The following is a 19700-nucleotide window of genomic DNA, read 5'->3' as shown; positions in this document are numbered from 1 at the left end:
GGCCGGGGACAATGCGCTTGTAACGACAACCCATAAAAAAAGCCGCGGGCTTGTACAGCACCGCGGCTCGCGAGATATTCTGCTGCAAAGGGTGAGTGACAACAAATGGATATTTATTTAGTAGGCGGGGCGGTTCGTGACGAACTGCTGGGCCTGCCGGTCAAGGAACGAGACTGGGTCGTGGTGGGTGCCACCCCACAGCAGCTCATCGATCAGGGCTTCAAGCCGGTGGGCAAGGATTTCCCCGTATTCCTGCACCCGGAAACCCGGGAGGAATACGCGCTGGCGCGCACCGAGCGCAAGAGCGGCCACGGCTACACCGGCTTCCTGTTCCACGCGGAGCCGGACGTGACCCTGGAACAGGACCTGATCCGCCGGGACCTGACCGTCAACGCCATGGCCCGCACCGCCGACGGCAAGATCATCGATCCGTTCGGCGGCAAGCGCGACCTCAAGGCCCGCCTGCTGCGCCATGTGTCACCGGCCTTCACCGAGGACCCGCTGCGGGTGCTGCGAGTGGCCCGGCTGGCCGCCCGCTACCGCTGGATGGGCTTCCGGGTCGCCGAGGAAACCCTGGAGCTGATGACCCGCATCACCATCAGCGGCGAACTGGCCCACCTGCCCGCCGAACGGGTCTGGAAGGAAACCAACCGCGCCCTGATGGAAAAATCCCCGCAGGCCTTTTTCCAGACCCTGCACGATTGCGGCGCCCTGGCGGAACTGTTTCCCGAGCTGGCGCACCTGGACGGCGTGCCCCAGTGCCCGGACCACCACCCCACCGTGGACGTGCTCACCCACCAATACCGCTGCCTGGCCCAGGCCGCCCGCCAGAAGCTGCCGTTGACGTCCCGTTACGCCCTGCTTTGCCACGATCTGGGTAAGGCGGAGACGCCACCGGACGGCTGGCCCGAACACAAAGGCCACGAACGGCGCGGCGAACAGCTGGCCCGGGAAATGTCCGAGCGCCTGCGAGTGTCCCGGGAGCTGGCCGACGCCGCCGTCACCATGGTGCGCTGGCAACGGCGCGCCCAGCGCGCCCTGAAACTGCGCCCCGCCGACGTCTGGGAAATGCTGCACAATCTCGACGTGCTGCGCCGCCCCCGGCGGCTGAAATTTTTCCTGTCCGCCTGCGAAGCGGACGCGCGCACCTGCGCCGCCGACCCCAGGGCGCCCTTTCCCCAGGGCGAGTACCTGGCCGGCGTGGCCGAGGCGGTGCGCAAGGTGGACGTCACCGGCCTGCGCGAAGCGGGCCTGGCGGGCCAGGCCCTGGGCCATGCCCTGGACGAAAAGCGCCTCAAGACCATCAAGGAATACAAAAAGGAGTTTCTCCAACGATGACAGCCATAGCGCTGGTCACCGGCGGCGCCCGACGCATCGGCGCCGCCATCGTGCGCGCCCTGCACGCCCGAGGCTGCCGGGTGGTGATCCACTACCGGGACAGCCAAACCGAGGCCCTCGCCCTGGCGGCGGAACTCAACGCCGACAGACCGGACAGCGCTGCCTGCCTGCGGGCGGACCTGAGCGACCCGGTGGCGGTACGCCGGCTGGCCAGCGAAGCCCGCCAGTGCTTCGGCGGCCTGGACCTGCTGATCAACAACGCCTCCAGCTTCTACCCCACCCCCCTGGCCGAAGCCACCGACCAGGACTGGGACGCGCTGATCCACAGCAACCTGCGCGCCCCCTTCCTGCTCAGCCAGGCCCTGGCCGACGACCTGGCCCGCTCCGGCCAGGGCGCCATTCTCAACCTGGTGGACGTCTACGCGGACAAACCCCTCGCCGACCACCCGCTCTACTGCATGGCCAAGGCCGGCCTGGTGATGATGACCAAAAGCCTGGCCCGCGACCTGGGCCCGGCGGTGCGCGTCAACGGCGTGGCCCCGGGCCCGATCCTGTGGCCGGAACAGGGCGGCGCCGACCAGGACGCCGTGCTCAAGGCCAGCGCCCTGAAACGGGCCGGCGACCCGCAAGACATCGCCGGCGCCGTCACCTGGCTGGCCCTGGACGCCCCCTACGTCACCGGCCAGATCCTGGCCGTGGACGGCGGCCGCTCCCTCGCCCTGGCCGGCACCTGACCGGGCACCTGACCGGGTCGGACCACCACAACCCGCTGATTTATAAGAAAAAACCTCATATAACGGATAGATTCACAGGCCTTAGGCTGCTTGCACGACAGCCCAAAAGCCTTCCAAGCCCCAAAATACCCGCCATAAAGCTCATCTAACTCAATTAATTCAATGACTTGCCGAGGTCCGACCCCGAGCGGCACCCCGAGCGGCACCGGCGGCATTCCTGTATCCACAAAAATTCGGTTCTCTTTTGGCTCTTTCGCGGCTAACCTTCTTTTGAGAGCTTTTATTGCTCAAAAAATACAGAAATTAATAAAAAATTGCCTTGGGATAGGGAAAAATGAGACTTTATTCTTATTGTCGCACTCCGGCGATCGGCTGGGGTGTGCCTGCCGTGCTGTGCGCGTCCGTATTGCTCACCGCCTGTGAAGACGACAACTACCGGCCGGACCCGGCGCCGGGAGAACCCACCGTTACCGAAACCAGCGCGCCAGCGGCGCTGGAACAGTCCACCGAGAGCTTTTTCGCGGCACCAAAGATCATCAATTACGGTCCCGTGCTGGCCAACCAGGCGACCACTGGCCCGTGCTTCAGTGGTGGCGACGTTTTGGTGGAGACCGATGGGAATCAGCGCGCTTCACGCATCACCTACAACGCTTGCAGCGAAGATTTCGGCCCCGGCTTTTCTTCACTTACCGACGGCGTGGTGACGTTCGAGTACGACGCGCAAGGCACTTTGGTGCGCCTGATCATGGGCGAGTTTTCCGAGGAGACGGTGCTTGGCGCGGAGCATCAGGTGGTCCGATTCGACGGCACCATGGACTTTCCAGATGGCCCGGCCTCTCCGCCCAGCTACACCGCTAACGGCCAGTATGAGTTTGTCCGCGAGTTTCCCTCCGACAGCCAAGAAGTGGCCATGGGCTTCCAGGACTTCCAGGTCCAGAGCTCGGTGAGCGGCACCGATATCATCCAGATCATGAACGGCGGCATCAGCCTGCCGGGCAGCGATACCTACCTGATCGTGGACACCGGCAGCGACGGCCTGCGCCGCCCGTCCAACTCATCCTGTGCCATCTCCGGCACTATGACGCTCACCGCCGCGGACGGCAGCTACACCAGCGCCACCTTTAATGGCGAAGACCATATCGTGGTGTCCGTTAACGGCGTGGCGCAGCCAGAACGCACCTGCGCCGAATACCTGGCCTTTATCAATCACTGATTACTACCACCAACCCCGGTCATGGCCACCCACTATTGGCTCAGCCTGGCCGGGTCCACGCTCTGAGGGGGGCAATTTGAAATGAAACTTGAAAAACACCACGCCATGGCGGCACTTCTGGCCGCATCCTTGCTGCTGTCCGCTTGCAACGATGACAACTATCGACCCGATCCGGAGCCGGAGGCATCCACCGGCGCTCTGGTCCTCACCGAAGACAATGCGGCCCGGGTCACCGGTGACATTCTGGTGCTGAACGGTTTCCTGCTTTTCGGCCCGCAGACGCTCTTCTTCCCGATCAATAATCTAATGGACGAGGGCACCTGTCTGAGCGGACAAGGCTCGGTGGTCGAGGATGAACAAGGACGTCCGGCGCGATTGACGGCGAACGATTGCGTTGTGGAGGAAAACGGCCCGGACAATCGCATCACCGTGGACGGGGCGCTGAGTATCGAATATTCCAGCGATGACGGGGAGTCCCCGCCCAGCCTGATCAAGGCCGATGACTATAGTGTCTTGATCGAGGACGGGAACCCTCAGAGTGAAATGAATAGCCGCATCGTCTTTCGCTTCGACGGTGTCATGCCAGTCAACTTTGAGAGCGGCCTGGAAAGCCCGAATTTCGAGAATATGAACGGCACCATGAGCTATTTGATTGATGTTGAGCAAAACAACGAGCGACAAGGCGGAGATTTTAACTGGGTGCTGAAAGACTACACCCAACGAGTGTCCGACCAGGGCACGGGCCCGGTCATGGAGCTTTCAGGCCAGGTGGGTCTAACCGGTGGCTCCATCACCCTGGTCACCCATGCACCGATCACCCCGTTTGTCTACCAGCTCTGCCCGACCCAGGGGGACCTCACCTTGCAAGGCGGTGAGGGCACCAGCCTGAACCTGACCGTGGTGGAGCCCGATGACATCCTGATCACCCTGAACGGCGTGGGCACCCATTACACCTGCGAGGAATTCGAGCAGTGGGTCACGGAGGCCATCGGCCCGTTGCTGCTTTAAGGCTGAGCCCGCCTGGCGGAATTCATCAGCACGGGACGCCGGTGAAAGCCGGCGCCCCTCTCCACGCTTTTACCATAATTGATTGCGAAACCGGATTCGGAAGCGGATGCCCACGGGTATCAGCGATCCGAACCCTTTTGCCTTTGGGGGCAACAAAAAATGCTTATCAAAAAATCTCTCTCTGCATCATCCGTGGGCTTGCTCGGCCTCTGCGCCCTGCTGTCCGCCTGTAACGATTCGTCCGATAACCGGGCACCCGAACCAAGCCCGGCGAACGCCAACACCCTGGTGCTCAGCGACGAAAACGCCGCGGAGGCGTTGCGACTGACGCTGATGGATATGCCCTACCGCATCCCCGGGACAGTGTTCGAGCTAATCATGTACACCAGCATGGGCGCCAGCCGGGGCAGCTGCGTGAACGACCCCGAGGGAACCATGGAAAGCGCCATGACCGGTGAACTCCCCGACCGTGTGCTGTTTGACAACTGCCTGGTCGAGGACTTCTACGAAATGATCTTCGCGGATGGCCTGGTCCGGTTTTCGTTCGACAACGAACAGCAACTTTCACCGTTCACCATGACCATGGAAGACTACTCGCTGCGTACTCTGTACTCGGATCCGTATTCGGAGGAGACATTCACGGCAAACGGCACCGCGCATATCACACCGTCACCCTATGGCTCGGGAATCAGCGGGATCCGTGATCTCAGCGGCACCCTGACGACCACCTACCGGCAAGGTGACAGCCAAAGCCCGGAGCAGGTCTCTGCAAACTGGAGCTTCAAGGACTTCAATCTTGAAATCGGAGAGGGAGGGCGCGGCCCCGAATCGCTGACTATGAACGGGCAACTGGGCTCTGACACCCCACTGCAGGGCAGCGTCACGCTCACCACCCATATCACGCTCTACCATTCACACGATGACATGGCGATCAACTGCCCCGACAGCGGAGACGTGACCATCGAAGGCAGCGAAGGCACCTCGTTGAACCTGGCCATCACCGACAACGAGACCATCCTGGTGACCCTGAATGGTGTCACCCAAACCTACGATTGCGACGGTTTCCTGGCGTGGGCCGGGGGCAGTTTCATCTTCTAGGGTTCAAGGCCAGACGAACGGCACCTGCCACAGGCGCTGTTCGGGGAAGCGGTAGTCCTCGAGCAGCGCCGCATAGGTGCGCTTCAGCACCGGATGCTCGGCGGTGGGAGCCAAATCGGCCAGCGGACGCAGCACGAAGGCGTGCTTGAGGATCTCGCCCCGGGGCAGTTCCACGCCGTCGATGTCGCCGGTGAGGTCGCCGCAGGTGAGGATGTCGATGTCCAGGGTGCGGCTGGCGAATTTCTTTTCGCCGCGTACCCGGCCGTGGGCCCGCTCGATGGCGTGCAGGCGCTCAGCCAGCTCGCCCACCGGCAGGTCCATGTCCAGGGACGCCACCAGGTTATAGAAGGCATCACCGCTGAAACCCACCGCTTCGCTTTCGTACACCGGGCTCAGGCCCAGCTCACCGAATTCAGCGGCCAGTTGGTTGAGGCCGGAGCGAATGTTGTGTTCGCGGTCGATATTGGAGCCGAGGCTCAGATAAACCCTGGGCATCAGGCGCGCTCCCCCCGCTCGATAATCACCCCCACGTCCCGGGAACCGCGCAGGGCACCGGGCTTGCTCAGCCGCAGCTTCAGCCAGGTGACGCCGAACTCGTCGCGCACCAGCTCCGCCACCCGTTCCGCCAGGGTTTCCACCAGCTGGAAGTCGCTGTCCTCGATGTACTGAATGATGCGCTTGCCGATGGCCTTGTAGTTGAGCGCGTCGTCGATCTGGTCGCTGGCGGCGGCACGACGGATGTCGGTGGCCATCTCCAGGTCGAGGCTGACGGTCTGGCGGATGCGGCGCTCCCAGTCGTAGATGCCGATCACCGTGTCGACCTTCAGGTCGCTGATATAGACGATGTCCATGCTGGTCCTTGATAATGCCCGGGATTTCGTAGCGGGATTATAGCCGGTGGACACCTTAGCATTACAGGAAAGCGGAGTCTGGTTGCTGCCTTTGTGCGCGGCGGCCTATCTGCTGGGATCGATTTCCAGTGCCATTCTGGTGTGCCGGCTGTTCGGCTATCCGGACCCGCGCACCCAGGGCTCCAGCAACCCGGGCGCCACCAATGTGTTGCGCATCGGCGGCAAGCCCGCCGCCGCCCTGACGCTGCTGGGCGATGTGCTCAAGGGCACGATTCCGGTGGCGGTGGCCTACGGGCTGGGCATGAACGCGTTCGGCGCCGCCATGGTGGGCTTCTGCGCCTTTCTCGGCCATCTGTTTCCGGTGTTTTTCCAGTTCCGGGGCGGCAAGGGCGTGGCCACCGCCTTCGGCCTGCTGTTCCCGTTGCACTGGCCCAGCGGGCTGGTGGCCGGCGCGGTGTGGCTGGTGGTGTTCGCGGTAACGCGGATTTCCTCGGTGGCGTCGCTGAGCGCCTTCGTGGCGGCGCCGATCAGCCTGTGGTTCTGGCTGCCGGCGGCGTTCTGGCCGATGGTGGCGCTCACCGCCATCATGGTGTTCCGCCACCGCAGCAATCTGGCCAAGCTGCTCAGTGGTGAGGAGTTGGGGTTTCGCCGGAAGGGATAGGAGGGGATCGCGACTGAAGTCGCTCCTACGGCGCACGGCCCCACCCGTAGGAGCGACTTCAGTCGCGAAAAGGCCCGCGATCAGGCCGGCAGCGGCGCCAATTCCGCCAGCGGCCAGCGCGGCCGCACGGCAATGGGCAGGCCGCTGTGTTCGCCGGCCACCAGCCGCAGGGCACCGGCGTAGGCGATCATGGCGCCGTTGTCGGTGCAATAGGCCAGGCCCGGATAAAAAACCCGCACACCCCGCTTGGCCATGGCCGCGTCCAGCTTCTCGCGCAGCGCCCGGTTGGCGCTCACCCCGCCGGCCACCACCAGCCGCTCGCCGCCGGTCTGCTCCATGGCCCGCCGGCATTTGATCACCAGCGTATCCACCACCGCGTCCTGGAAGGCCAGGGCGATGTCCGCCCGGTCCTGGTCGGACAGCGCCTCGGCGCCGCCCAGGTCATTAATGGTGTTGAGGGTAAAGGTCTTGAGGCCGGAAAAGCTCATGTCCAGGCCGGGCCGGTCGGTCATCGGCCGGGGAAAGCGGAACCGGCCCGCCTGGCCCTTTTCCGCCAGGGCGGCCACCCGCGGGCCACCGGGGTAACCCAGGCCCATCATCTTGGCGACCTTGTCGAAGGCCTCGCCGGCGGCGTCGTCCACGGACTCGCCCAGGGGGCGATAGTCGCCCAGGGCGCGGGCTTCCAGCAGCAGGGAATGGCCGCCGCTGACCAGCAGCGCCACGAACGGGAACGCCGGACCGTCTTCCTCCAGCAACGGCGCCAGCAGATGGCCTTCCATATGATGCACCGCCACCGCCGGCACGCCCCAGCCGTAGGCCAGGGACCGGCCCACGCCGGCGCCCACCAGCAGCGCCCCGGCCAGCCCGGGCCCGGCGGTGAAGGCCACGCCGTCCACCTGCTCCGGGCCGCAGCCCGCCTCGCTGAGCACCTGGCGCACCAGCGGCAGCAACCGCCGCACATGGTCGCGGCTGGCCAGTTCCGGCACCACGCCCCCGTAGGCGGCGTGCATGTCGATCTGGCTGAACAGGGCCTGGCCGAGCAGGCCACGTTCGGTGTCATAGAGGGCCACGCCGGTCTCGTCGCAGCTGGATTCGATGCCCAATACGCGCATTTTTGCTCCCGTTTCACCGGCCCGGGCGCAATGCCCCGCCGGGGGCGCATGATACCGCTCCGGCCCCGGCTTTGCATTTTCTCCGAGCTAAGGTAGAATTCGCGCCCTGCTGCCCGGGTGGCCGACCGGTTGCCCGAGGGACACCTGAGCCCCGGCAGCTCCAATTAACCGTAATCTTTAAGGTAGGTGATACTTCATGCCTCAGGTGAAAGTGAAAGAAGGCGAACCCTTCGACGTGGCCCTGCGCCGTTTCAAACGTTCCTGCGAAAAAGCCGGTGTGCTCTCCGAAGTCCGTCGTCGTGAGAACTACGAGAAGCCCACTCAGGAGCGTAAGCGCAAGCGTGCCGCCGCTGTAAAGCGTCACCTGAAGAAGCTCCAGCGCGAACAGCTGGCGCGTAAGCGCCTGTACTAAGGCTTCCGCCGGGCGCCCGCCCGGCGTGCCGATGCTGTAATGAGCGCGCTCAAGGATCAACTCAACACCGCCGTCAAGGACGCCATGCGCGCTCGGGACAAGGCCCGGCTGGGCACCCTGCGCATGGCCACCGCCGCGATCAAACAGGTCGAGGTGGACGAACGGATTGAGTTGGACGACGCGCGCATCCTTGCGCTGCTCGACAAGCAGATCAAGCAGCGCAAGGACGCCGCCCAGCAGTACCGCGACGCCGGCCGGAACGATCTGGCCGAGACCGAGGAAGCGGAAATGGCGGTGCTCCAGGAGTTCCTGCCCACCCCTCTCACCGATGCCGAAATCGATGCCCTGATCGACGACGCCGTGGCGCAAACCGGTGCCGCCGGCATGCAGGACATGGGCAAGGTGATGGGCGTGCTCAAGCCGCGACTGCAGGGCCGCGCCGACATCGGCGCCGTCAGCGGCAAGGTCAAACAACGCCTGAACTAGCGCTGGCCCGCGCCATAGCTTGATCCGGCGCGTTACCAAGAGGAAGATTTCCTTCCATGGCCGGCCGCATTCCCGAACACTTCATCCAGGATCTTCTCGCTCGCACCGATCTGGTGGCGTTGATCGACGCCCGTGTGCCGCTGAAGAAGACCGGCCGCAACTATTCCGCCTGCTGCCCCTTCCACCAGGAAAAAACGCCCTCCTTCACGGTGGCCCCGGACAAGCAGTTCTACTACTGCTTCGGCTGCGGCGCCTCCGGCAACGCGGTGGGCTTCCTGATGGAATACGACCACCTCAACTTTCCCGAGGCGGTGGAACAGCTGGCCACCCGCGCCGGCCTGGAAATTCCCCGGGAGGACGGTCACGACCCGCGCAAGGAAAGGGCCAAACGGGACCGGCTGCAGACCCTCTACGACCTGCTGACCCGGGCGGAACGCTTCTACCGCCAGCAGCTCAAGAGCGCCCCGGACCGACAGAAGGCGGTGCATTACCTGAAAGGCCGTGGCCTCACCGGCGAGATCGCCGCCCGCTACGGGCTGGGCTTCGCGCCACCGGGCTACGACAACCTGAGCCAGGGCCTGAGCCTGGACAACGATGGCATCGAACAGGCGCTCACCGCCGGCCTGCTGGTGCGCAAGGAAGACAGCGGCCGCACCTACGACAAATTCCGCGACCGCATCCAGTTTCCGATCCGCGACAGCCGGGGCCGCACCATCGGCTTCGGCGGCCGGGTGCTCGGCGACGGCAAACCCAAGTACCTGAACAGCCCGGAAACCCCCGTGTTCCACAAGGGCAAGGAGCTGTACGGGCTTTGGGAATGGCGCCAGAGCCGCGACAAAACCGACCGGCTCTACGTGGTGGAAGGCTACATGGACGTGATCGCCCTGGCCCAGCACGGCGTGCCCAACGCGGTGGCCACCCTGGGCACCGCCACCAGCGAGGACCACTGCCACACCCTGTTCCGGCAGGTCAACGAAGTGGTGTTCTGCTTCGACGGCGACAACGCCGGCCGGCGCGCCGCCTGGCGGGCGCTGGAATCGACGCTGCCGGCTCTGGACGACGGCAAGCAGGCCCGCTTCCTGTTCCTGCCGGAGGGGGAAGACCCGGACACCCTGGTGAGAGCGCAAGGCCCGGAGGCGTTGTTAGCACTTACTGACAAGGCCGATACTCTGGCCACCTACCTGTTCAGTCACCTGTCAGAGGGGCTGGATCTGAACACCGTGGACGGCCGGGCGCGGCTGGCGCGGCTGGCGCTGCCGTTCCTCGACAAGCCGGCGGGCCCGGTCTACCGGGCCCTGCTGGAGGAAGAACTGGCGCGGCTTACCCGCCTGGAGCGTTCCTCCCTGGAGAAGCTGCGCGAGAGCCTGCCGACCCGGCGCGCCCCCGCCGAGGCGCCGCCGCCGCGCCGGGACGCCCAGGACCCGGCCCCCTGGCAGGACGGCCCGCCGCCGGATCATGACCCGGGCCCGCCGCCGGACTGGGACCAGCCCGCCCCACCGGAGCACCAGGCCCGTCCCTCCCGCCCGCGCCGCGCGCCCAGAAGCGGCGGTGGCCTGACCCTGGTGGAACGGCTGGTGCTGGTGCTGCTTTCCCACCCCCAGGTGCTGGAGGAGCGGCCGCTGCCGGACGGGCTGGAGCACCTGAACCTGGCGCAGAAGGACCTGCTGATCCAGGTGGCCGGCGCCGCCCGGGAGCAACCGGATTCGCCGGCGGCGCTGCTCGGTTCGGCGATGGCCCTGGACCAGGGCGAGGACCTGTCCACCCTGCTCCGCGAGGCGCTCAAACCGCCCATGGACGCCCGGGTGGCGCGCCTCTACTGGGAAGATGCCCTGCAGCATCTGCACACCATGGCCCTGGAGCAGGCCCTTGAAGATGAGCAACGGCGCCCCAACCCTGATGCCTCCCGGCTCGGCGAGCTGATCCGGGCCCTGGCCGACGCACGGCACCGGGCCCGCGAGGCGTCGGCCCGGGACCGCTGAAACGGCCGCCCGCGTGAAGGCCGGCCCGGGTGCCCTCGCCACGCCAAGACAGGCACGGGGCCTTGAGCAAACTGGCTCCGACCCCCATATCCACGTATAATACGCCGTTTCCCAAAGACACCTCGTCAACCTACGGGCTTTACGCATGAGCACTCAAAAACAGCAGCAATCACAGCTGAAGCAGCTGATCGCGCTGGGCAAGGAACAGGGCTACCTGACCTACGCCGAGGTGAACGACCACCTGCCCGACTCCATTACCGATACGGACCAGGTGGAAGACATCATCCAGATGATCAATGACATGGGCATCTCCGTGGTTGAAAAAGCCACCGATGCCGATCAGATCATGATGGACGAGAGTGCCGAAAGCACCGACGAGATGGCCGCCGAGGAAGCCGCCGCCGTGCTCGCCTCCGTGGAGAACGAGCCCGGCCGCACCACCGACCCGGTGCGCATGTACATGCGCGAAATGGGTACCGTGGAACTGCTGACCCGTGAAGGCGAGATCGAAATCGCCAAGCGCATCGAGGAAGGCACCCGCGAAGTGATGCACGCCCTGGCCTACTGGCCCGGCGCGGTGGACATGGTGCTCGACGAATATCAGCGCATCACCGACGAGGAGCGCAAGCTCACCGACGTGATCGCCGGCTACCTGGACCCCAACGACGACGGCGCCGCCGCTACCAACGCCAACAAGGAGCCTCGCTTCAGCCAGAAGAAGAAGGAGGAAGAAGAGGCCGCCAAGAAGCAAAAAGAGAAGGAAAAGGAAGAGGACGACGACGAGGAAGAGGACGATAAGGAAAAGGACAAGGACGACGACGAGTCCGAGGAAGATGAAGGCGGTCTGGACCCGATTCTGGCCGCGGAGCGCTTCGCCGAACTGCGCAAGCGCCAGGAAAAAGTGCTGCGCTCGCTGAAGCGTAACGGCCGCGACCACGCCAGCACCGGCAAGGCCCTGGAATCCCTGGCTGAACACTTCACCCTGTTCAAGCTGGTGCCGCGCATCTATGACGAGCTGCTCAACGCCGCCCGTAACCACCTGGACACCACCCGCAAGTTCGAACGCCAGATCATGACCCTGGCGATCCGCCGCGCCGGCATGCCGCGCCGCGACTTCATCAAGGTGTTCCCGGGCAACGAAACCAACATCGACTGGGTGGACAGCCAGCTCAAGGGCAAGAAAGCCAAGGACTACAGCGACAAGCTGTCGCTGATGAAGGAAGACATCCAGCGCAACCAGCGCAAGATCAGCACCCTGGAAGAAATCGTCGGCCTGCCGGTGGCGGACATCAAGGAGATCAACCGTCGCATCTCCATCGGTGAAGCCAAGGCCCGCCGCGCCAAGAAGGAAATGGTCGAGGCCAACCTGCGTCTGGTGATCTCCATCGCCAAGAAGTACACCAACCGGGGCCTGCAGTTCCTGGACCTGATCCAGGAAGGCAACATCGGTCTGATGAAGGCGGTGGACAAGTTCGAATACCGCCGTGGTTACAAGTTCTCCACCTATGCCACCTGGTGGATCCGGCAGGCCATCACCCGCTCCATCGCGGACCAGGCCCGCACCATCCGGATTCCGGTGCACATGATAGAGACGATCAACAAGATCAACCGCGTGCAGCGCCAGATGCTCCAGGAAATGGGTCGCGAGCCGACCCCGGAAGAACTGGGCGTGCGCCTGGAAATGCCGGAAGACAAAGTCCGCAAGGTACTGAAGATCGCCAAGGAACCGATCTCCATGGAAACCCCCATCGGCGACGACGAGGATTCCAGCCTGGGCGACTTTATCGAGGACGGCAACATGGACTCCCCGGTGGACTCCGCCACCTCCCTGGGCCTGGAAGAAGCCACCCGGGAAGTGCTGGCCAACCTCACCGCCCGGGAAGCCAAGGTGCTGCGCATGCGCTTCGGCATCGACATGAACACGGACCACACCCTGGAAGAAGTCGGCAAGCAGTTCGACGTCACCCGGGAGCGGATTCGCCAGATCGAAGCCAAGGCCCTGCGCAAGCTGCGCCACCCCTCGCGCAGCGAGCACCTCCGCAGTTTCCTGGACGCGGACATGTAAGCTGGTTTATAACTACCGGCCCGGACGGCACCGCCGCCCGGGCCGTTTGTTTTTAGGGGACAGAAAAACAATCGCGGCTAAAGCCGCTCCTACCAAAGCTCCACTACCCCGTAGGAGCGACCGGGCGGCGTTCCGCTTCAGTCGCGATAACAACCCTTCCAAAGGGCCTATAGCTCAATTGGTTAGAGCAGCGGACTCATAATCCGTTGGTTCCAGGTTCAAGTCCTGGTGGGCCCACCATCTCCCCTTCCGAAGAATTCCCGCAAAGCCCAAAAGCCCTCGCAAGTATCTGATAATTAAAGAATTTTGTTCCTATCCCTTCCGATAGCATCCTGTGGCATCCGACTTGAGTGCGGGTATTGCTGTGGGTATGGCGCCCTTGCTAAGGTCCATACCCACAGCGATTTCACCGGATGATCGGAGCCATACCCACAACAAGGAAAACTATGAACAAGGGTATCCATAAACTCACGGACAAAGAGGCCAGGAACGCCACCACGGAAGGCGCCCGGCAAAGAAAGTTGGCGGATGGCGGTGGCCTCACCCTGGTGGTTCGCCCCACCTCTAAAGCTTGGTGGCTGCGTTACCGATTCCACGGCAAAGAGCGCACCCTCACCCTCGGCAGCTACCCCCGCACCAGCCTCAAGGAAGCCAGAGCCGCGCGCGACGAAGCTCTCAAGTTGCTCGATCAAGGTATCGACCCCGTGGATTACCGCCGTATGGAACAGCGACGGCGACAGACGGAAACCGCAGACACCTTTCAGAGCATCGCCCTGGAGTGGTACGAAACCATCCACAAACATGAGGTAGGCGCCACCACGCACCCCAAGAATCTTCGCCGGATGGAGATGCATCTTTTCCCTTATATCGGTCGCATGCCGATCCGCGACATCACCCCACCGGATGCACTCAGCACCCTTCGACGCATTGAGCAGAAAGGCCATGTGGACAACGCGCACCGACTCAAGACCATCATCGGCCAGGTCTTCCGGTACGCCGTGGGCATCGGCAAAGCCGAGCGTGATATCACCGTGGATTTGCGTGGTCTGCTGCGCTCCCCGAGCGTCAAGCACTACGCCGCCATCACCGACCCCGAGCAACTCGGCGATCTGTTGCGCGTTCTGTGGGGTTACGAGGGCACGCCCACGGTCTCTGCCGCCCTGAAGCTGGCGCCGCTGTTCTTCCTGCGCCCTGGCGATCTGCGCCAGATGCAATGGGATCAGATCGACTGGCAGAAAGCCCAGTGGAGCGCGCAAAGAACGAAAAATAGCGACCCTCTGATCGTGCCCTTGGCCGATCAGGCGATCGAGATCCTCCGGGAGCTGGAGCCTATCAATGGACGAAGCCCGTACGTCTTCCCCAGTGCCCGCTCAAGAGCACGCCCCATGAGCGAAAACGCCGTCACAGCGGCCCTCATCAACCTCGGCTACAAGGACACCATGACGGGGCACGGCTTCCGCGCCACGGCCAGAACACTGCTGGAAGAAGAGCTGCGCTTTCCGGTGGCCATCATCGAAATGCAGATGGCCCACCGGGTGCGCGACGTTCACGGCCGGGCCTACAACCGGACCCAGTGGCTGGAGGAGCGCCGCAAAATGATGCAAACGTGGGCCGACTATCTGGAAGGTTTGCGGAACGTCCGCAGCTAGCTATAGACGAACATCCGGCTCGAAATTCACCTCCTTCGCGCCCGCAACCAGGCGCTCATACCCAGGATGGCCCGGGTTAAGCAGGTAATTCCACTCACGGGGCACCACCACGCTCGGCACCGCGAGCACCAGGCTGCTCTGGCCGTCCAACCAACCATCACCCAACTCCGCCGTGGACGGAGGCGCCGGTTCGTCACGCCAATCGCCAGGCAGGTCGGATTCCGGCAACCGCAGCACCTGGTCCTCCGGTAAGCGCACCTCCAGCAGCGCGTAGTGCTGCAGCAAACTGTAATCATCCAAATGGACCATCACCTCCAGCAGCGCCAGAGATTCAGAGCCCGCCAGATACACGCAAGACTTGCCACGACTGTTCCACCGCCCGCCAAAGCGCCGCGCGCCTTCGCCGTCGAAGACGGTATCCAGCCACTTACGCTTAACCAGCCGATACGCAGCAATCCCACTCATGCGAAGACGCCGTGCTCAAGCCGGCCGATCAGGTCCAGTACGGCCTCCACTTCGGCGGACGTGGCCAACATGTCCACGGGGCGCCGATCTCCCAGCCCCCGCACGGGGTTAGACAACCAGTGCACAGCCCGCTCACGATCACCTTCAAACAGATCGATGGCCGCTTTAAGCACCTCCGCGAAGCGGTACAGGCGATCGCTCTCTTCCACCTTGAACTTCCCGGCCTTGGCCCGTCGTCGCAACGTGGCGGGCGGGATCACCAGATACCGGGCCAACTCCTGGTGCTCCAGACCGGCCACCGACACCAACTGCTTATAAACAACGTAGGGAACCCCCTCACGCAAAGCTTTGTGTAACTCCGCGCCGCGCGCGGGAATCCCAACCAACTTCCAGAAACCAGCATTCATCTTCTGGGTCGCTTGATACTCGCTCAGATCGGCTGCCATCTTTCCTTTCCTGCCTTGATCACCTGATACCACTCCATGGTATCACTTCAACCATGGGAAGCAATTACCCGTTTACCGGCCTGTCACTCCCCCTGTGCGTGCCAGATAACGGACACTCCTCGATCAAATGGTAGGGACACTACCTTCCCTCCGGACAAAAGCGCTCCTCTCGCCCGACCCACAACCTTGCGAAAGAGAAAAACACATCAAAAGATAGCAGCTGTGATAGCGAGTAATGAGAGTAATCGCTGTATTGAATGGGCGATAGGCGCTCTTAGAGCTAGTTCGTCATTACTTTTCTAGCGACCTGCCGACAGGTATTTGTGCTTTCGCGACACACAGCTACAAGTGTTGACTTGTGAGGCCGGTCACGTTTTTATTCTTTGACGGTCTGCCCGGAGGGTCGGCAGAAAGAAACGCTAACGCCATGATAGATCGCGCCGTATTCAATATGCGCGCACGCGGCCTAGCACCTATTAAAGATGAATGAGTCGATTAGAGATTTGACCATGGCCAAGAAAGTAAAAACTGAAGCCGAGCTTGGCGAGGCCTCAAAAAATAACGAAGAAACAATAGAGATTAAAGGAGATCTAGCCAAAAAAACGTTCAAACTTCGAGCCGCCGGGAAGGTTGCCTGGGGGGTATGTATAGGCGCAATAGGAGGTGTAATCTATAGCGCTGTCGCGACTGTTGGGACTGGCCGGGCAATTGCTTCGATGACTGGGCTTACTGCTGGTTTTACTGCCGCAACGGCTTAGGATTGGCCATATGACGCTCAACCCCTTTAACAATAAACTACAGAATTGTGAAACTAGGGCTCTAGAACTACGTTCTAATCTCAAAGCGATTAGAGACGAGGCGGACTGGTATGAGAGCACCGACCTGAACATTTTAACCGACATCCACGATGGCCTAAAAAATAAGTTGCAGCTCCAGTCTAAATACTACACACGGATACGCAGCGAAATTCAAAGAATTGAAGAAGCCATTGGAAAAAAATCGGAATCCCTTACCAGCCTGTGGAATCCTAAGAATTGGTTTGATGCAAAGCAGCGAGATCTTCGCGGCCTCATAGAGGCGATGAAGAAAAACCTAGAGTCTGCGAAGAAAAATGCTTCGATAACAGAAGTTCAACTGAAAGACCTGGAGGAACAGAGCCGTACCAAAACTGAGGAGATCGAGAAATACAAGAACTTTGATTTCAGCGCCTATATCGCAAATCGCACCACACTTGAAAGCAAGTTATATCGACAAGAAATAGAATTAGAACGGATAGCCCAAAAAAAGAAGAAAGTGGATGCAGCACTGGCCCCTGTAGTCAACCAAATTCGCGACACGAAGAAGAAAAAGGCCGAAGCTGCCTCCGCCAAGCGCCAGGCCCAGAGATTGGATGGGGAATTATCAGATGCAGAATCTCCGTATCAGCGCGCCAGGTCACACCAGAAATGCGAGGAGATTTTCGGAACAGGCAGCCCAAGGAAAGTAATCGCAAAAAAGGAATCCGAAATACGTCGCCTCGACCGCGATATTGAAAAACTGGAAAAACGAGCAAAAAATATCGCGGAAAAAACCGCAAGACATATTAAAAAACTCATACTTGACGGCAACAATCTGAGTTACCAAGGCGACGTATTCATAGGCCTTTCAGCCTTGAAGCCGTTGGTTCCCATTCTTGCTTCTGAATATGAGGTTGTATTGATATTCGATGCTTCAATCCGGCGAGCACTCGATAGTGATGATTCGGATATTCGGGATATTTTAGGTGGTGATATTCAAGTACACATCGTTGCGACTGGTATCATGGCAGATGAAACCATCATAGATCTCGCAGATTCTGACAACACTACTTTCATAGTTAGCAATGATAGATTCGCGGAATTTGGTGAGAAGGCAGCCATTCGGGATCGCCGGGTGATTCGTCATGAAATCGTCGCGGGACGGCTCCTAATCCACGACCTTGACATCTCAGAAACGTTCAGAGAGTGAAGTCAACATCACTCGACCGGACTCCGTAGCTTTCCCAGCGACGGTGGCCTTATTTATAATGAGTCAGTCAGGAGAGTAAAAATGCAAAATCATCAAATTGAGATGAGCCCTTTAAGCCAGTACCTGAGCGCTGATGGCAAAACCGTCAAGGTCGAGATTTGTCGTGGTGATGATGGCGGTTGGAATCTGGAGATCATCGATGAGTTTGGTACATCCACGATCTGGGATGACGAATTCAAAACCGAGGCGGCAGCGCTCGAAGAGGCCAAAAAGACTATTCATGACGAAGGCATTGAGCTTCTAATCTGCACTGATCCTTGGGTTATAACGGATCGCTCATATGCTCAGACGACCGGGGACGGCATGCGTCTTCCGGCGGCAACTGAGTTTCACATTAAGTAAAGCAGAGAATGCAATTAGCACGCTTAGCAACCGTCTACCTACCAGAGTTGACAGAGGATCGGCGCCGCTGGGCTTTCGAGTCAAAACTCATGAAGGTAGAAGTTCTCAGAGCAAGAGATGCCGGCGATGAGATACAGCTATTACTCGCGGCAACAGGCCCTCTTGCCTACCAGCCCAAGCGCACGCTCGAGGGACGGGTTGTCATCAATGACAAAGCGAGAAAGGCGCTTGAGTTTGCGATAGAGAATATCGCAAACCTTCTAACTGTGTCTACCGGCTGTAAACGCCGAATTATGTCACCACTTCCTGCCGTCGCTTTGATCCCGGATTCGGCGGGTGAACGCAGTTGGCTTAATGAGTCCAGCGGCATTCTCTATCCCCAGGCGCCGCGTTTTTTTCAATGCTCTCCGTTAAATATCCCCTTCGAGCTAGTTGTTACCAGGCTCTCTGATCGGCCTGATGGTGTTTCGCTTCTTTCGGAGGTAATCACGCACGAGCATTCGGTTGGAAAGTTCCATGATATATACCGGCTGTTCGAACGAGGGTTCTCTAAGACATCAAGAAACCTCGTCGAGCCTCTCTTTGATTTTCTCCATGAGGAGTATGGCTACACAAAGTCGGAAATAGGCCAGTGGATTCAGATGCGAGATCCTTTGACTCACGCGGACAAGCGAAATGATTTTCTTATAGAGACGGACGTCGCAGCGTGTATTCCAAGGATGGAACAGGCCGCCTATGACGTGCTCATGAACAAGATGCACTGGCGATCACATGACGTGGCGCGCCGGGATCTTTGGAAGCCCCCGTATGGTACAACGGGTACGAAAGGTGGCTTTTTCGCCGCAGACCGGCAGGATTTAAAGATGAATTTTACGGTCATGGACCCTTACGGTTCTTGGGAATGCGACCCATCTACATGGTCGCCGCCACTGCCCAAAGAGTGGTGGTGGGCCGCGCCCGATGAAATTATTATTGACGACATTCGACGATAGCATCATAGCAGGAAAACTCTAGCGCGATGCTGCAGACAATTATCGATTTTCACATTACAAGATCAGCCGTATTGTAGGGATGCATAATGTTTAATGATTACGCAAAACAATTTTACGCTGCGCAAGACTGGACAAATAAGCATACCGACCCTCAGTTAAATTATCCGCTTAAAATTGACGACCGCCTGGAGATCGACATGGATCAGGTCGTAAGCGCTCTGGCAGAAGACTTTTCCGATTTCGTAAAAAGCACCGACATTCTTCCAGGGAACTGCTTCCCAGCCATACGAGAAGTATCGTATGTTCTTTTCGATCTCAAGATCCGGCATGTCGTTACTATCGGAGATGTCCAGATACAAGACGACCTTTATGTCGGAATGTCGAAGCAGAAACTTAAGAAGGAACTTCGGGAAGGCTATAAAATTAAATTTAATGATTCTGGCGAACCAGTTGGTGTGCCGGCTGATGCACATGCGTGGATTACGCTTGAAAACGGCCAGATCATCGATGCCACTATTTTGGCTTCAATGAATAGGAGAGAAGCGCGGGAAGCTCTAAATCTTCGAGACTGCTTCTATTACTTCGGTCGTGCGAAGGACATTTACCATATCCCTTTAATGACGGGCTTTGGATACTATAGCCGGGTTCTTACCGACCCACGCGATAGCTTTTACGAAATATATAAAAATTGGTACTCGACCCACTTTGGGTTCATGGAAAGACAAAGGCTAATGCGGTGACTTAATCGCCACCATACAACTTGCGCCCTTAATAAACATCGTCTACCCAATTATTTATCGATC

21 protein-coding genes and 1 tRNA gene are annotated in these 19700 nt (G+C 60.4%); 17 read left to right on the top strand and 5 right to left on the bottom strand.

All coding sequences use genetic code 11. From position 1 onward, the window contains the following. Window positions 1–105: 105 nt before the first annotated feature. From FGS76_RS00250 to FGS76_RS00230, 5 genes are all read left to right on the top strand, one after another. Complete coding sequence (locus FGS76_RS00250; RefSeq protein WP_138770627.1) at window positions 106–1338, top strand: multifunctional CCA addition/repair protein; 1233 nt, start codon at window positions 106–108, stop codon at window positions 1336–1338. Continuing rightward, entirely contained in the window at window positions 1335–2072 is a 738-nt protein-coding gene (locus tag FGS76_RS00245) for a pteridine reductase (protein WP_205717132.1), read from the top strand. The genes FGS76_RS00250 and FGS76_RS00245 overlap by 4 nt, the downstream gene beginning before the upstream one ends. Window positions 2073–2406: 334 nt before the next feature. Then, window positions 2407–3285 carry a hypothetical protein gene (locus tag FGS76_RS00240; protein WP_138770626.1) on the top strand — a complete coding sequence of 293 codons (879 nt, stop codon included), beginning with the start codon at window positions 2407–2409 and terminating at the stop codon, window positions 3283–3285. A gap of 81 nt (window positions 3286–3366) precedes the next feature. Continuing rightward, the gene (locus FGS76_RS00235; protein ID WP_138770625.1) at window positions 3367–4293 is read left to right on the top strand and encodes a hypothetical protein; all 927 of its coding nucleotides are present in this window, start codon (window positions 3367–3369) and stop codon (window positions 4291–4293) included. A 159-nt stretch (window positions 4294–4452) separates the two neighbouring features. Further along, window positions 4453–5391: a hypothetical protein gene (locus tag FGS76_RS00230; protein WP_138770624.1), complete on the top strand. Its 939-nt coding sequence runs from the start codon at window positions 4453–4455 to the stop codon at window positions 5389–5391. Between the two features lie 3 nt (window positions 5392–5394). On the opposite strand, the gene folK is transcribed toward FGS76_RS00230, so the two are convergent. Together folK and folB are read right to left on the bottom strand one after the other, a co-directional pair. Continuing rightward, window positions 5395–5886, bottom strand: coding sequence for a 2-amino-4-hydroxy-6-hydroxymethyldihydropteridine diphosphokinase (gene folK, locus FGS76_RS00225; protein WP_138770623.1), 492 nt, complete (start codon window positions 5884–5886; stop codon window positions 5395–5397). Then, complete coding sequence (gene folB / locus FGS76_RS00220) at window positions 5886–6242, bottom strand: dihydroneopterin aldolase (protein WP_138770622.1); 357 nt, start codon at window positions 6240–6242, stop codon at window positions 5886–5888. The genes folK and folB overlap by 1 nt, the downstream gene beginning before the upstream one ends. Before the next feature lie 82 nt (window positions 6243–6324). Between folB and plsY the strand changes: the two genes are divergently transcribed. Continuing rightward, entirely contained in the window at window positions 6325–6903 is a 579-nt protein-coding gene (gene plsY / locus FGS76_RS00215) for a glycerol-3-phosphate 1-O-acyltransferase PlsY (RefSeq protein ID WP_240692328.1), read from the top strand. An 80-nt stretch (window positions 6904–6983) separates the two neighbouring features. Here plsY and tsaD read toward each other — a convergent pair whose 3' ends face one another. Then, a complete protein-coding gene (gene tsaD / locus FGS76_RS00210) occupies window positions 6984–8015 on the bottom strand; it encodes a tRNA (adenosine(37)-N6)-threonylcarbamoyltransferase complex transferase subunit TsaD (RefSeq protein ID WP_138770620.1) in 1032 nt (343 codons plus the stop codon). 196 nt (window positions 8016–8211) lie between these two features. Here tsaD and rpsU point away from each other — a divergent pair, with 196 nt between their 5' ends. From rpsU to FGS76_RS00180, 6 genes are all read left to right on the top strand, one after another. Continuing rightward, a complete protein-coding gene (gene rpsU, locus FGS76_RS00205) occupies window positions 8212–8427 on the top strand; it encodes a 30S ribosomal protein S21 (protein ID WP_014993329.1) in 216 nt (71 codons plus the stop codon). Between the two features lie 39 nt (window positions 8428–8466). Next, window positions 8467–8913 (top strand): GatB/YqeY domain-containing protein, encoded by a 447-nt coding sequence (locus FGS76_RS00200; RefSeq protein ID WP_138770619.1) that lies wholly within the window; start codon window positions 8467–8469, stop codon window positions 8911–8913. A gap of 56 nt (window positions 8914–8969) precedes the next feature. Next, window positions 8970–10892, top strand: a complete 1923-nt coding sequence (gene dnaG, locus FGS76_RS00195; RefSeq protein ID WP_138770618.1) for a DNA primase — start codon at window positions 8970–8972, stop codon at window positions 10890–10892. 145 nt (window positions 10893–11037) lie between these two features. After that, window positions 11038–12957, top strand: a complete 1920-nt coding sequence (gene rpoD / locus FGS76_RS00190; RefSeq protein ID WP_138770617.1) for an RNA polymerase sigma factor RpoD — start codon at window positions 11038–11040, stop codon at window positions 12955–12957. Window positions 12958–13120: 163 nt separating this feature from the next. Continuing rightward, window positions 13121–13197, top strand: a tRNA-Ile gene (locus FGS76_RS00185). 206 nt (window positions 13198–13403) lie between these two features. Next, window positions 13404–14606: a tyrosine-type recombinase/integrase gene (locus FGS76_RS00180; RefSeq protein ID WP_138770616.1), complete on the top strand. Its 1203-nt coding sequence runs from the start codon at window positions 13404–13406 to the stop codon at window positions 14604–14606. Here the strand turns inward: FGS76_RS00180 and FGS76_RS00175 are convergent, their stop codons facing one another. Together FGS76_RS00175 and parS are read right to left on the bottom strand one after the other, a co-directional pair. After that, window positions 14607–15071: an RES family NAD+ phosphorylase gene (locus FGS76_RS00175; protein WP_138770615.1), complete on the bottom strand. Its 465-nt coding sequence runs from the start codon at window positions 15069–15071 to the stop codon at window positions 14607–14609. Continuing rightward, on the bottom strand, window positions 15068–15517 hold the full coding sequence (gene parS / locus FGS76_RS00170; RefSeq protein WP_138770614.1) for a type II RES/Xre toxin-antitoxin system antitoxin: 450 nt from the start codon (window positions 15515–15517) through the stop codon (window positions 15068–15070). Before parS ends, FGS76_RS00175 begins: the two co-directional genes overlap by 4 nt. 509 nt (window positions 15518–16026) lie before the next feature. On the opposite strand from parS, the gene FGS76_RS00165 reads away from it, so the two are divergent. From FGS76_RS00165 to FGS76_RS00145, 5 genes are all read left to right on the top strand, one after another. Beyond that, window positions 16027–16275: a hypothetical protein gene (locus FGS76_RS00165; RefSeq protein WP_138770613.1), complete on the top strand. Its 249-nt coding sequence runs from the start codon at window positions 16027–16029 to the stop codon at window positions 16273–16275. Window positions 16276–16285: 10 nt separating this feature from the next. Further along, window positions 16286–17503 (top strand): coiled-coil domain-containing protein, encoded by a 1218-nt coding sequence (locus FGS76_RS00160; protein WP_138770612.1) that lies wholly within the window; start codon window positions 16286–16288, stop codon window positions 17501–17503. An 81-nt stretch (window positions 17504–17584) separates the two neighbouring features. After that, entirely contained in the window at window positions 17585–17905 is a 321-nt protein-coding gene (locus FGS76_RS00155) for a hypothetical protein (protein WP_205717131.1), read from the top strand. Window positions 17906–17913: 8 nt separating this feature from the next. Beyond that, window positions 17914–18897 carry a hypothetical protein gene (locus FGS76_RS00150; protein WP_138770611.1) on the top strand — a complete coding sequence of 328 codons (984 nt, stop codon included), beginning with the start codon at window positions 17914–17916 and terminating at the stop codon, window positions 18895–18897. An 86-nt stretch (window positions 18898–18983) separates the two neighbouring features. Then, a complete protein-coding gene (locus FGS76_RS00145) occupies window positions 18984–19637 on the top strand; it encodes a hypothetical protein (protein ID WP_138770610.1) in 654 nt (217 codons plus the stop codon). Window positions 19638–19700 lie beyond the last annotated feature (63 nt).

It is taken from the genome of Alloalcanivorax gelatiniphagus (assembly GCF_005938655.1).
Classification (GTDB): domain Bacteria; phylum Pseudomonadota; class Gammaproteobacteria; order Pseudomonadales; family Alcanivoracaceae; genus Alloalcanivorax; species Alloalcanivorax gelatiniphagus.
The sequence above is the reverse complement of the archived record's forward strand: the minus strand, read 5'-3'. Positions and strand labels throughout refer to the sequence as shown.

Excerpts from the sequence above, each read along its gene's own strand:
- FGS76_RS00240 (WP_138770626.1), top strand. The coding sequence starts at position 2,407 with ATGAGACTTTATTCTTATTGTCGCACTCCGGCGATCGGCTGGGGTGTG.
- folB (WP_138770622.1), bottom strand. The coding sequence starts at position 6,242 with ATGGACATCGTCTATATCAGCGACCTGAAGGTCGACACGGTGATCGGC.
- tsaD (WP_138770620.1), bottom strand. The coding sequence starts at position 8,015 with ATGCGCGTATTGGGCATCGAATCCAGCTGCGACGAGACCGGCGTGGCC.
- FGS76_RS00250 (WP_138770627.1), top strand. The coding sequence starts at position 106 with ATGGATATTTATTTAGTAGGCGGGGCGGTTCGTGACGAACTGCTGGGC.
- FGS76_RS00245 (WP_205717132.1), top strand. The coding sequence starts at position 1,335 with ATGACAGCCATAGCGCTGGTCACCGGCGGCGCCCGACGCATCGGCGCC.
- FGS76_RS00145 (WP_138770610.1), top strand. The coding sequence starts at position 18,984 with ATGTTTAATGATTACGCAAAACAATTTTACGCTGCGCAAGACTGGACA.
- FGS76_RS00180 (WP_138770616.1), top strand. The coding sequence starts at position 13,404 with ATGAACAAGGGTATCCATAAACTCACGGACAAAGAGGCCAGGAACGCC.
- FGS76_RS00155 (WP_205717131.1), top strand. The coding sequence starts at position 17,585 with ATGCAAAATCATCAAATTGAGATGAGCCCTTTAAGCCAGTACCTGAGC.
- rpoD (WP_138770617.1), top strand. The coding sequence starts at position 11,038 with ATGAGCACTCAAAAACAGCAGCAATCACAGCTGAAGCAGCTGATCGCG.
- dnaG (WP_138770618.1), top strand. The coding sequence starts at position 8,970 with ATGGCCGGCCGCATTCCCGAACACTTCATCCAGGATCTTCTCGCTCGC.
- rpsU (WP_014993329.1), top strand. The coding sequence starts at position 8,212 with ATGCCTCAGGTGAAAGTGAAAGAAGGCGAACCCTTCGACGTGGCCCTG.
- FGS76_RS00165 (WP_138770613.1), top strand. The coding sequence starts at position 16,027 with ATGGCCAAGAAAGTAAAAACTGAAGCCGAGCTTGGCGAGGCCTCAAAA.
- folK (WP_138770623.1), bottom strand. The coding sequence starts at position 5,886 with ATGCCCAGGGTTTATCTGAGCCTCGGCTCCAATATCGACCGCGAACAC.
- FGS76_RS00150 (WP_138770611.1), top strand. The coding sequence starts at position 17,914 with ATGCAATTAGCACGCTTAGCAACCGTCTACCTACCAGAGTTGACAGAG.
- FGS76_RS00175 (WP_138770615.1), bottom strand. The coding sequence starts at position 15,071 with ATGAGTGGGATTGCTGCGTATCGGCTGGTTAAGCGTAAGTGGCTGGAT.
- parS (WP_138770614.1), bottom strand. The coding sequence starts at position 15,517 with ATGGCAGCCGATCTGAGCGAGTATCAAGCGACCCAGAAGATGAATGCT.
- FGS76_RS00235 (WP_138770625.1), top strand. The coding sequence starts at position 3,367 with ATGAAACTTGAAAAACACCACGCCATGGCGGCACTTCTGGCCGCATCC.
- FGS76_RS00160 (WP_138770612.1), top strand. The coding sequence starts at position 16,286 with ATGACGCTCAACCCCTTTAACAATAAACTACAGAATTGTGAAACTAGG.
- FGS76_RS00200 (WP_138770619.1), top strand. The coding sequence starts at position 8,467 with ATGAGCGCGCTCAAGGATCAACTCAACACCGCCGTCAAGGACGCCATG.
- FGS76_RS00230 (WP_138770624.1), top strand. The coding sequence starts at position 4,453 with ATGCTTATCAAAAAATCTCTCTCTGCATCATCCGTGGGCTTGCTCGGC.